Below are 12708 nucleotides of genomic sequence, written 5' to 3' on the forward strand. Positions count from 1 at the left end.
TCCGATCTTGGAGCATGATCTGATGGACACGATACGTGGCCATGTGGATCGGCATGCGGGACAGAATTCGCGAACGGTGGCCCTTCTGGCTGCGGGACGCGCGCCTCTTACCTATCAAGGGTTGGCGCTCAAGATTCGCCACATCGGTGAATGGCTGGCGCTGGAAGGCATCGGACCAGCCGACCGCGTAGCGCTTCTTCTGCCCGAGTGGACGGAAGCTGCTGCTGTGATCGTGGCGGTCGCAGCCAACGCGGCTTGCGCTCCCCTAAATCCCGCATGGCCCGCCGACGAGCTTGAATCGCAACTAAGCGCGTTGCAGCCCAAGGCGCTGATCGTGTCGAATGGCTGGCAATCGCCGGTGCTCGCCGTGGCGATTTCGTTGAACGTGCGCATTCTGCGACTGCATGTAGCGCGCGACGCGGCTCTCGGGCCCTTCTTGTTAGCCGGCGCCAGCGGGGCACGTCGCGATGACCAGCCCAGGGCCACGCCAGACGATGCCGCGCTGCTACTTTTCACGTCGGGCACGTCGGCGCGGCCGAAGCTAGTCTCGCTGACACATCGAAACCTTTGCGTTGCGGCGCACAACATCTGCTCGGCGGTGGATCTCCGGCATACCGACCGGTGTCTGGGCGTGATGCCACTGTTTCATATTCACGGCATAAGCAGCCTTTTATCGTCGGTGGTATCTGGGGGCTCCTACATCAGTATTGAGGGTTTTTCCGCCGACAGCTTCTTCAGCTGTCTCAGCGAGTTCAGGCCGACCTGGTATTCGGCGTCGCCCGCCATTCATCGCACCATTCTCGATCAGATCCGTCTCTGCCCGGATGACCCTCGCCAGAGTGGACTGCGCTTCATTCGCTCGGCTTCGGCACCAATGCCGCCTCAGCTGATCGCGGAGACTGAAAAAATATTCGGCGTGCCGTTTGTCGAGGCCTACGGAATGACCGAGGCAGCGCCGCAGATTGCGAGCAACCGGCTTCCGCCGTTCGAACGCAAGCCAGGCTCCGTGGGCAAAGCCGCGGGGCCGGAAATCGCCATCATGGACGAAACCGGGCGTCTCCTGCCGCCCGGCGCAAATGGCGAGGTGGTCATTCGCGGCGCCAATGTCATGCAGGGCTACGACGGTGACCCCGCCGCCAACCAAGCCGCATTCATCGATGGCTGGCTGCGGACGGGTGACATGGGCCATATCGACGCCGACGGCTATCTGTTCGTCACCGGGCGCCTGAATGACATCATCAATCGCGGCGGCGAAAAGATATCGCCGCTGTTGGTCGAGCAGGTCCTGCTCCAACACCCCGCGATCGCGCAGGCGGCTGCCTTCGGCGTTCCCCATCCGGTGCTCGGCGAGGCGGTCGCCGCATCGGTCGTGCTCAAGCCAGGGTACGAGCAATTGGTGTCGGATCAGCAGATACGCGGCTTCGTGGCCGAACGGCTGGCGCGCTCGAAGGTACCGCAGAAGATCATTGTGGTGGAGGCAATCCCTGTCGATTCCGGCGGAAAGGTCAATCGCAGACATCTGGCCCTGACGCTCGATCCGCAAGGACAGCGCGCTCAAGTCGATGCGCCACGGACCGGCAAGGTGGTTGCCCGAACTGCCACCGAGCGCCGGGTGGCGGCGGTGTTTGCCGAAGTGCTGGGGACCGAACAGCCCGGCATTCATGACGACTTCTTCGATCTCGGCGGTCATTCGCTGATCGCCATGCAGCTTCTCGCCAGGCTGCAGGATATATTTCAGGTGGGATTGCCGATCGACAGCATGTTTGAACGCCCCACCATTGCGCGACTTTCGGAACGCATCGGCGAGCATATGGCCAATCTCGTGGCCGAGGGCATGGTGCGGCTGGAGCATGGACCGGTATCTGAGCCCGGCACGACACGCATCCCGCGGCGGCAAGTGGGGACGCCCGCACCACTCTCGTCCGCCCAGCAGCGCCTCTATTTTCTCGACGGAATGGGCGCCCGCGGCGCTTACAATATGTCGGCCTCGCTGCGGTTGACAGGCACGCTCGACGAGCGCGCACTGGCGGTGGCCCTCGATGAGATTCGTCGGCGTCACGACATCCTGCGCACGACCTTTCACATGCCCGACGGCGAACCGGTGCAGGTGGTTTCCGAATTTCAGGAAACTAGGCTGATGGTGATCGATCTGACCGGCCACAATGCGCAGGCGCGCGCCGCCGAGGCAATGCGCCTTGCCAGCCAGGATGTCGCGGAACCATTCGACCTGGCACAGGGCCCGCTTTTTCGCGCCAGGCTGATCCGGCTGGCATTCGACGAGCACTTCCTGCTGCTGACGATGCACCATATCGTTTCCGACGGCTGGTCGGTCGCTGTCATCCATGCCGAACTGAAGCAACTCTACGACGCCTTTCATCACGACACGACGTCGCCGCTCGAAGACTTGCCGCTCCAGTATGGCGATTTCGCGGACTGGCAGTGGCGCGGCGTCGAGGCCGGGGAACTCGAGCGCCAGACCGGTTACTGGATCCGCCGGCTCGAAGGACTGTCGCAAGCCTTCACGCTTCCGACGGACCGCCCGCGCCCCGCCATTCAATCCTATCGCGGCGGAACTCTGCAGGCCGTGATCGACCGTCAAACCACGGATCGCTTGAAGGTCCTCGGCCGAAGCCAGGACGCGACCCTGTTCATGATCTTCCTGGCGGCCTTCAAGACGTTGCTCTTCCGCTACAACGGTCAGGACGATTGCGTCGTCGGCGTGCCGATCGCAAACCGCCAGAGGAAGGAGCTGGAGCCGCTGATCGGGTTTTTCGCCAACACGCTGGTCCTGCGGACATCGCTTGCCGGCGATCCGCCCTTGCTGGCGTTGCTCGGCCGCATCCGGTCGACGGCGCTCGATGCCTATGCACACCAGGATGTTGCGCTCGAACGCATCGTGGAACAGCTGAGGATCCGGCGCGATCCCGGCCACACGCCGTTGTTTCAGGTGATGTTCGCGTTTCAGAACGTCCCGGAATTGCCAGGCTTGCCTGCACGATCGGCGACCGGCCACGCGACAGGACCTTGCTTCGATCTCGCGCCGGGGCTCGCGGCACAGCCTTTGAGCATCGACAAGGCGACGGCGAAGTTCGACCTCGCTTTGTACCTGTCGGAAAGCCCGGAAGGGATGTCCGCAACCTGGCAATTTAACGCCGATCTGTACGAGCCGGCCACCATCGACCGGCTGGCCCGGCATTTCCAGACCTTGCTCGAAGGCATAGCAACCGATCCCGGGCAAAGACTGTCGGAATTGCCCCTGTTGCCCGACGCCGACCGCCGCCAGATCGAAGTCGACTGGAACCGCACCGAAGTCGGAGGATTGCTTGGTCAGGATTGTGTCCAGCTGTTCGAGGCGCAGGTGGAGCGAACACCCGAGGCCGCCGCCGTGTTGGGCAAGGACCGGCAGTTCACCTACCGCGAGCTCAATGAACGGGCCAACCGGTTCGCGCGGTACTTTCGCAGCCGTGGGGTTGCCCGCGAGACATTGACCGCGATCTGCCTGCCAAGATCAGGCGAGATGCTGGCTGTGCTGCTGGGAGTGTGGAAGGCCGGCGGCGCATTCCTGCCGGTCGACCCCGAACATCCGTCCGAGCGCATCGCCCTCATGCTGCATGATGCCGGCGTGAGCCTGCTCGTCACAGAGACGTCGCTGCTGGCAAAGTTCCCGGCCGCGTTCCAGATTGCGGGCGATCTTGCGGAGTCCGGCCGGACGATCTGCCTGGATGCCTGCAGGGCTTCCGTGGCGCAGGAGGATCCGCGCAATCCCATAGGCCTCTGTGCGCCCGATGCACTTGCATATGTGATCTATACGTCGGGCTCCACCGGCAAACCCAAGGGCGCTATGATCACGCAGGCCAATGTCGGCCACTATGCGCAGGCGATGATCCGCGCCCTCGCTATCCGTCCGGACGACATCTATCTGCACACCGCTTCATTCTCGTTCTCCTCCTCGATACGGCAGTTTGCCGTCCCGCTTTCCTGCGGCGCTGCCGTGGCAATAGCATCGGCCGAGGAGCTGCGCGATCCGTATCTGCTGTTCGAGACGGTGCGCCGTCAGCGGGTGTCGGTGCTGGACCTTGTTCCATCCTTCTCGGCCAGCTGCCTGCAGGTTCTGACCTCGCTCGATCAATCCGTGCGGATTAGCTTGCTCGACAATCATGTGCGGCTCGTGCTTTCAGCCAGCGAGCCCTTGCCCAGCGCCTTGGTCGAAAAATGGCGGCGGCTCTGCAGACCCGCGACAGAATTCATCAACATGTTCGGCCTGACCGAAACGACGGGGATCGTGACGGTCTACCCCATTCCGGCGGAGGGCGACGTGGCGGGGATCGTCCCAATCGGGCGGCCGATCGCCAACACGCAGGCGTACGTGCTGGACACGTCCGGCCATCCGGTTCCGATCGGCATTGGAGGCCACTTGTACATTGGCGGGGCAGGAATCGGACTCGGTTACCTCGATCGTTCGGAGCAGACCGTCTGCAACTTCGGACCCAATCCGTTCAGCCCGCATAAGGGCGAGCTGCTCCGAACCGGCGACCTCGCCCGCTACCGACCCGACGGGACGCTCGAAATTCTCGGCCGCGCCGACGAACAGGTCAAAATTCGCGGCTTCCGCATTGAACCGGGGGAGATCGAGGCTGCGATCTTTGCTTACCCTGAAGTACGCGAATGTGTCGTCGGTGTTGTGGAGGATGCTGGCGAGGACGATGATCTCGGCGATCGAAAACGCCTGGTCGCCTTCGTTGCGGCCAACGAGCCGCGTGACGCGGATACGCTTGCCCTGTCGCTACGGCTGCGCGAGCTTCTGAAGCGGCAGCTTCCGGAATACATGCTGCCGCAACGCATCGTGATTCTGCAGCGCCTGCCCCGCACCCCGAACGGCAAGATCGACCGGGGGGCTCTGCTCACCAGGGAGCCGCAGCCGTCGGTTCGTTCCAATGTTGTCGCGCATCCCTCGATCCGGGTCGATCCGCACGGGGTAGCACCTACCGACGTCGAGACGATCTTGGTGGAGATCTGGAAAAGGGTGTTGCGGCTCGATGAGATCGGGCTCCAAGACAACTTCTTCGACCTGGGTGGCAATTCCATCCTGAGCATCAATATCGTTGTCGAAGCTGGCAAGGCCGGCCTGATCCTCGATTTGCGTCAGCTTTACCGGCACCAGACGATCGCCGATCTGGCGCGCGCTGTTGCCGTGGCACGGCACGATACCGGGCCAATCGTGGCCGCCGCACCGGTTTCGAGCGAACATGGCTCGAAAGTTTTGGTGACGATCGAGAGCCTTCGCGCCTATGGCCGCGATGCGCTGACACGGGCCGGACTGAGCTCCGAGGGTGCGGCGATTGTCACCGAAGTGCAGCTTGAGGCAAGCCTGCGCGGACAGCCGACACATGACATGGTCAGCATTCCGCGTTATGCCTCAAGGATTGCTTCGGGCAAGATCAAAGCTCGTCCGCAAATCCGGGTCGAACACGAGAGCGCTACCATCGCGCGGATTGACGGCGACAACGGACCGGGCCAGTGGGTGAGCATGGTGGCAATGGACCTTGCCATTGAAAAGGCGAGCAGGCACGGCGTCGGAATCGTCGGCGTTCGCCGCTCCAACCATTTCGGCGCCGCCGGCCATTATGTATGGCAAGCAACGAAGCACGACTTCATCGGACTCTGCACAACCAACGGACCGCTGATCCTGGCGCCGACAGGCGGCGTCACGCCAACATTTGGCAACAATCCGCTTGGTGTAGGCATTCCGGCAGGACGGCATTTCCCCATCCTTCTCGACATCGCCATGAGCGTCGCCCCGCGCGGCAAGATCGGCTTGTCCGTGGCGGAAGGCAGTCCGTTGCCAGCTGGGTGGATTCTTGACCGGTCGGGGCGTCCTTCTACCGATCTCGGCGATCTCGCCGCAGGACTTGGCGTTCCGATCGGCGGATACAAGGGCTATGGGCTGGCACTGGTGATGGAAGTGCTTGCGGGCGTGCTAAGCGGCGCGGGTTTCGGCCGTGATCATAAGCGAGACACGCTGCACGACAGCCGCCACGCACCGGACTACGGCCACTTCTTCATGGCACTCGACCCCGAGCGGTTCATGCCGGTTGGGGATTTTATCGAGCGCGTCGATCGCCTGATCGAGCAGACCAGGAACGGGGAACGCGCCGAAGGCGCCAACGAAATCCTGATCCCCGGTGAAATGGAATTGCGCGCCCGCGGGCAGAGCCTGAAGGAAGGTGTGTGGTTGCGCTCATCAACCTATAGTGCGCTCATCGCCTATGGACGCAAGGCAAAGCTCGAAGCTGAACTGGATGTCGTGACCGAAGTCCGGCCTGCAGAGGGTTATGGCTGATCAGTTGCACGATCTTGCGCCAAATCAGAACGATCAAATGATGACGTTCGAACGAGCCGAGCTGGAGGAGACCATCCCGGCGCGTTTCGCCAGAGTTGTCCGCAGTCATGCCTCACACGTGGCGATCGGCGGCGAGCGGCAACAATGGACTTACGGCGAGGTCGACCGGCGTTCCAATCAACTGGCCCGCGCAATCCTTGAGCGCACGCAGCCCGGGCAAGGATGCGTCGCCTATCTTGTCGACCATTCGCCGGACATGGTGATCTGTGCGCTGGCGACGCTCAAGGCGGCAAAGGCCTTCCTTTGCGTTCATCCTGGAATGCCGCTTGCAGCGCAGCGCGACATCATCAACGATGCTGCGCCGGATCTGCTGCTCGCCGGCGCGTCTCACGCAATGACCGCGCTTAACCTTGTCGATGACCATAGGCTGGTTCGCCTGATCGAGGACATCGACGCGCGATATTCCGCGGATGCGCTGCATGTTCCGGTCGACCCAGGCGACCCGGCCGCAATCTTCTATACCTCCGGGAGCACCGGGCGGCCGAAGGGCGTGGTGAAAAGCCATCGCACCGTACTGCATCGGGCCTGGCTTTGTGCCCGGTATGACGGGGTAACCTTCTCGGACCGTCAGTCTCTTCTGACATATTGCAGTTTCGCCTCATCGGAAGCGGACGTCTTCGGAGCGCTTCTGAACGGCGCCACGCTGGAACTCTATGACGCGGCATCGCGTGGTCTCGCCGAGCTGAAGGCGTGGATCGACGAGCGCCGCATCACCCTGCTGCATCCGCCCGTCATGCTGTTTCGCAAGTATCTGTCGATGGTCGAGGGCTCGGGCCTGCATCCGTCGGTACGCCTCGTGGCGCTTGCGGGCCAAACGGTCATTGCCTCGGACGTTGAGCAATGGCGCCTTCGCTTCACCACGTCCTGTGCCTTGCGCCACCGCTTCTCTTCCACCGAAGCTGGTCACATCGCGGTGGCATCGGTGGCCCCAGGCGAGACACCTGCGGCAGGTACGGTACCGGCGCCGCGCCCGGTCACCGACAAATCTCTTCTGGTCATCGATGAAGATGGCCAGCCAGTCGAACCGGGAGGTGTGGGCGAACTCGTCATCCGCAGCGCTTTCCTGGCAGATGGCTATTGGCGGCAGTCCTCCGAAACGGCAAGGCATTTCGGCACCGACTCCAATTTTCCCGGCCAGCTTCTGTTTCATACCGGCGACATCGGGCGGCTATCGAGCGACGACAGTCTTGAATTCCTCGGGCGGCGCGACGACCAGGTCAAGATTCGCGGGTATCGCGTCGAAACGCGGGAAATCGAGCAGGCTTTCATGCTGCTTCCAACCGTGAACGAAGCAGCGGTCGTCACCGAGCTTCGCCAGGATGTGCACTCCCTTGCTGCCTTCGTCGTGATGAGGCAGGGAGCGTTGTTTGAGACTGACGCCTTGAGAGCCGGGTTGAGGTCGATCCTCCCTCAATGGAAAATTCCAGGCCGAATCCAAGCGGTCGAGTCATTGCCTTTGACGCCGACAGGCAAGATAGACAAGCCACTTCTCCAGCAATTTCTTCAGGCACGTGGCGGCCCCGTTGGGGATGGCCAGACCGTGCAATCGTCCGACAAGAAAGAGAACGCGCCGTCTGCAAAACTGATCAAGATCTGGAAAGGGCTTTTTGCCAGGACTGTCATTCGCTGAATGCGAATAACAATTCAGACCGGCTCAGGGTGTTTGGTCTCTCTGGGTAAGAATCCTTGTTAGTCGCACAGGCTGTACGTTAAAAGCAAAGGCATTCGATGTACCGCCCTGCTTGCAAACGGCGGAAAATCAATCGGTTCAGGGGTTTGCCGATGAGCGTGCAGAAAATTATCCGCGCTGCTCAGGCAGCGCCAAGCATTGGGCCGGCGCATCTGATCGCAGGCATCTTTGCTGCGGAACTGCAAATTCCTCGTGCAGACATCGACGATAATTTCTTCGATCTGGGTGGCGATTCACTGACCGCGGAAACTGTCGTTCTTGCCGTTCAGAGCCGCTTCGGCATCAAGCTCCAGACCTCGGTCTTGCTCGCGGCTCCGACGCCGCGCGAATTCGGTAGCCTGGTCGCCTCCTTGAATCAGGTTCATCCGGCCCTTCAGCTCATCGTGCGCGTGTCCGGCAGCGCCGGCCATGAGCCGATCGCCATGATACATGGCATTTCGGGATCCGCCCTGTTTGCCAACCGTTTTGGCAGGCGCCTCAAGGAGAAATACGCGGTGATGGCGGTGCGTGGCATGGGGCTTGAACCCGGAGAGACGCCATACTCTAGCGTCGCCGAGATAAGCGCCAATTATTTCGACGGTCTGACCTCGGCCACAGGCCGACATCCGCATGTGGTCGGCGGCATATGTTTTGGCGGTCTGCTGGCCATCGAGGTTGGACGCCTCACCTATGATGCAACCGGCGAGCGACCGGCGCTACTGCTCATAGATCCACCGCCGCTCGGTTCGGCTTGGCTGAAACCGATGGCCGACAATCGCATGACCGCTCAGAGGCGGCGTCAGATCACGCGCAAGGTCGTCTACTGGCGCACGCTTCGCGACGGTTTGAAGGCAGTCGGGATGGGGCAGACATGGATTGGGCGCCATACGCGCCAGAAGGCGTTCAAAAGTATGCTCATCCACGCCGCTGCCGGCTTCTCGCCCTCATCCTATCCTTGTGACATCCTGGTTCTTGCCAGTTCAGAATGGGGCGCTGCAACCGTCGAGCAATACAAGGGCTGGGCGTCTGAAGAAACCAGGATAAAAACCGTTGTCTTGCCAGGCGCGCACGAAAACTTTCGCGAAGCCAACATGGAAGCGATCGACCACGAGATCATTGCGTTCCTGGCCGACAGAGATGTTAGACATGAGCCGCTTCCCTCCGGTTTTTGAGAACGTCCCTAGATTGGTGTTGGCCTTTGGCGGCCTGCTTTTCCAACGAGTTGGTGAAAGTGAAGGGCTCCACGGTCGAGGAATAGGAGTTGCTTGGGGTCGAACGGGAGCCCGGAAAGCCGGCTTTCGCACTGACGGCCGACCGGACGAGGGGGCAATATGTCGGCTCGGCCTTCATCAGTTCAAGCAGGCCATTCGGGAGCGCCTATGGAATCGTTTCAAGAGCATGCCGGCCCAGCGCCGAAGGGCGTGAGGTGGTCATCGCCGTGTGAAGCACTTGCGCGGCGAGGAGGATAGGCGACCCAGGTCCGTTGGCAGAAAGGTGCTCGGCGACAAGATCAGCACGGCGAAGTGGCGCTCAAGGCGAAACTGGTACGTCGTCGAGGCACAAGACGAAACCATCGCTCCCGCAATGCGGGTGGTGAAGAAGCGGGAGGGGGGCGACACGAATCTCGCTGGTCGAGAACACCCACCACGTAGCGATGCATCCAATGGACGAGGTTATCCCATCGCCGACGTGCTCCGCGCGGCCGGTTGCAGTGAAGCCATAGCCAAGGCGGTGGAACGCTCGCCCAAGGGCGAGGCGGTGGGCCGAGAAGGAACTGCCAGGCAAGGGATGGTTGCCGGGTATTCTGCGTTCGGCAGTAACCGAAGCGCCAGATAGCTTGGCCTTGGCCGCCGAATAACCTCGGCACATGCGCAGCAAGCCCGGACCGAAATCGATCCGGGCTTGCTTTTTGGGCGGCGAGGGTGCCCCGAAGCCCCGCCCTCGCGCTCCTTCCCGCATCGAGCACTTATTCGGAAGGAAAGAGGTTAGCTTTTAATCCAGCGCCCATTCAGGATGTGTAGAGGGTTTGAAGTGGTAGCGGGAGAGCGCTACCGCCTTTCCCCCAACTCGGAGAGCATGCGATACTTCTTACAGTGTCGGGCGTGATGGGCCTGTCTCGGTGCCGCAAAGACCGGTAAGGAACGGGAGAGTCTGAGCCGAAAGCTATCGAGACGTGAACGGCAGCTTTGCGCCTCGCTTCGGTCATCAAAGTTAGCTGTGCCCCTGCCTAAAAGCGGACGTCGCAGGCGACCGTGCTGGAAGTCATGATAGCGCCACTAGCAGACGATCCGCTTGGCGCCAGCAACGGCCCCTAATTCAACAGATCGAGAGGCCGCGCCCCGCCCCGCCTGCAAATTGTTCATGTGAGATGAAGGTTCTGCACTTCGTAGGTCCAGACCCGAAACCCTTTGAGAACATGCGGGCCGAAGGAGTTGATGAGCGGAATGTCGGCCGCATCGCGGCCGCGGGCGACGACGATCCTGCCAATCCTGGGCGTGTTGTTTCGGGGATCAAAAGTATGCCAAGCACCGTCTAGGAAGACCTCGATCCAGGCGCTGAAGTCCATGGGGTCGACGACCGGGACCCCGATGTCGCCGAGGTGTCCGTTGACATAGCGTGCAGGAATATTGAGGCAGCGGCACAAAGTCAGCGCGAGATGGGCGAAGTCGCGGCAGACGCCTATGCGTTCCTGGTACGCCTCGAAGGCCGTTCGCGTCGATCTGGCCTGCATGTAGTCGAATTGAATATGACCGTGGACGAAGTCGCAGATTGCTTGCACGCGGCCCCAACCTGGGGCAGTGGCGCCAAACATGTCCCACGCCGCCTGGCTGAGACGATCGGTTTCGCAGTAGCGACTGCCCATTAGGTAGACAAGGCAGCCGTCCGGCAAATCCCACACCGCTACTTCGCGGGCAGCTGGCAGCAGCCTGTCTATCTTGCCGTCATCCTCGATCGTTGCATCGCCCCACATCGTCAGGTCGCCCGCGGGCGCGACAAGCCGGCGGCATCGGTTGCCAAAGAGATCATGGTAGGTCGATGTCGGAACATCGGGCGTGGTGAAGACCGTTTCGGGGATCCTGATGTCGGCCGCGCGGTCGTCGTGGACCGATAGCAGGCATACCAATGCGGTCGGTTGCTGGCAGGTCAGCGTGATCTCATAGCCGTAGCGGATCAGCATGTGGATCTTTCCTGCCGGAAATCAGCGGGGGTCAGAGTGCAGGAACCGCGACGGTTGCGGGAGTAGGCTTGGCAAGCAACATCATGGATGGACATCAGCAAGGCCTCGAATGCTGAAAGGTATCTTGTTTCAGCAGGCCCGGTCTCGGCCAAGCCGATATCCGATTTCGCGAGCGCCTCGACATCGACCAAGAAGCAAGCCGTCATGATCGGTGAGGCGGACGGCGTTGCGCGCTGAAAACGTGGAAGTCGGTCCAGGAGCGACCAACTTCCACTCGACGGCCATTTGATGGTCCATAGAAATTGCGCCCGGACGCGCCGCCCTCATTTTCCCAGACCGCAAGCGCGGCGACGTTGCGGGTCCGACAGCTTTCGTTGTTATGGCCACTCATGATGTTAGCCGATCCTCATTACTCGCCTCCCCGGCGAGAACGCCCGAATAGAGCGTTGCGCCATTCGCATCGGCGATCGTCATGGCGTCCGGCCGCTGCGGCATGTTCAGGGTCCCAGCCAAAAGCCTGGCGATTTCGATCGCATCGTCGAGGTCGGCGGCTTCCGCGGCCTCGCGGCCGAGCACGGCATGCGCATCGTCCGCTTCTCGGGTGCGATAGAATTCGATCATGATCTTCATCATCATCCATCTCGCTGTGTCAGTTCTCGCCTTAGCCGCGAGGGGTACTGATGTCAGGAAGTCTGGTGTGGGCGCCGAACACGCTTTTAGGCTTGGGCAGGGCCTTTTCCTGCTTCGGCTTCCTGATTTCCCGGCTCGAGCGTTTCGGTCCCTTTGCCATGTGCGAACGTCCTTTCGATGAGCGTTATGGTGTCACCCGGCGATGTGGCGACCGGTTCGAGACTGTCTTGCGTCGCCACCCGTTCATGAGGTTCGCCGTCGTTGCGGATGCGGTACTGCGCCGAATCTTCCCTCGGCGGGAGTCTGGCTGTGATCCGGTAGATTTCCGAAGTCTTTGGAAACGTGCCGAAGCCGCCCTTCAGCCGGACAGCCTGTCCGAGGGCAAATAGATGCGTTGCGGCTTCGCGGCGGACCGTGTGTGCGTTGCGTTGCATCATCGTGGTTCTCATCATTGTCTCTGGTCCTGCTCCAGTGCGGCTTTGAGCGATGCCGGTTCGATCGGCACCATCTGCCGCGTAGCACCGCTTGCGGAGATCGCCGGCAGGTGAATGAAGGTGGCGACGCGGCGCCACGCGATCAGGGAAGCTCCTTCGAGGGCTTCCTCGTCGTGATCGACGCGGTAGTCCCCGGGTGGTTGCGGTGCATCAAAGCCGGGCAGCGAAAACGCCGACTTGAAGCGAACGATAGTTGGTGTGGTGCGGCTGGTCATTTGTTGCGGCTTTCAGCGGAAACCCGCGCCTGCGCGTTTCCCTATCATTCCCACTCGAACCACCGGAATGATGCCCGACGCTGCCAGTACATCCGTGGTCAGCGTCGATGTCATTCCAGGGG

7 protein-coding genes are annotated in these 12708 nt (G+C 61.6%); 3 read left to right on the top strand and 4 right to left on the bottom strand.

Annotated elements, in window-relative coordinates; translation table 11 throughout:
• Positions 1-22: 22 nt before the first annotated feature.
• The 3 genes from LB525_RS10495 to LB525_RS10505 all read left to right on the top strand — a co-directional run bounded on the left by LB525_RS10495 (position 23) and on the right by LB525_RS10505 (position 9241).
• Positions 23-6340, top strand: a complete 6318-nt coding sequence (locus LB525_RS10495) for a non-ribosomal peptide synthetase (protein ID WP_224544542.1) — start codon at positions 23-25, stop codon at positions 6338-6340.
• On the top strand, positions 6333-8030 hold the full coding sequence (locus tag LB525_RS10500; RefSeq protein ID WP_224544543.1) for an AMP-binding protein: 1698 nt from the start codon (positions 6333-6335) through the stop codon (positions 8028-8030). The genes LB525_RS10495 and LB525_RS10500 overlap by 8 nt, the downstream gene beginning before the upstream one ends.
• Before the next feature lie 152 nt (positions 8031-8182).
• Positions 8183-9241 (top strand): alpha/beta fold hydrolase, encoded by a 1059-nt coding sequence (locus tag LB525_RS10505; RefSeq protein ID WP_224544544.1) that lies wholly within the window; start codon positions 8183-8185, stop codon positions 9239-9241.
• A gap of 1187 nt (positions 9242-10428) precedes the next feature.
• Here LB525_RS10505 and LB525_RS10510 read toward each other — a convergent pair.
• From LB525_RS10510 to LB525_RS10525, 4 genes are all read right to left on the bottom strand, one after another.
• Positions 10429-11247: a transglutaminase-like domain-containing protein gene (locus LB525_RS10510; protein WP_224544545.1), complete on the bottom strand. Its 819-nt coding sequence runs from the start codon at positions 11245-11247 to the stop codon at positions 10429-10431.
• Positions 11248-11634: 387 nt separating this feature from the next.
• Entirely contained in the window at positions 11635-11877 is a 243-nt protein-coding gene (locus tag LB525_RS10515; RefSeq protein WP_224544590.1) for a hypothetical protein, read from the bottom strand.
• An 86-nt stretch (positions 11878-11963) separates the two neighbouring features.
• Entirely contained in the window at positions 11964-12314 is a 351-nt protein-coding gene (locus LB525_RS10520; protein ID WP_411971014.1) for a hypothetical protein, read from the bottom strand.
• Positions 12315-12325: 11 nt separating this feature from the next.
• Positions 12326-12586: a hypothetical protein gene (locus LB525_RS10525; RefSeq protein ID WP_140721212.1), complete on the bottom strand. Its 261-nt coding sequence runs from the start codon at positions 12584-12586 to the stop codon at positions 12326-12328.
• Positions 12587-12708 lie beyond the last annotated feature (122 nt).

It is taken from the genome of Mesorhizobium sp. CA16 (assembly GCF_020165175.1).
GTDB lineage: Bacteria > Pseudomonadota > Alphaproteobacteria > Rhizobiales > Rhizobiaceae > Mesorhizobium.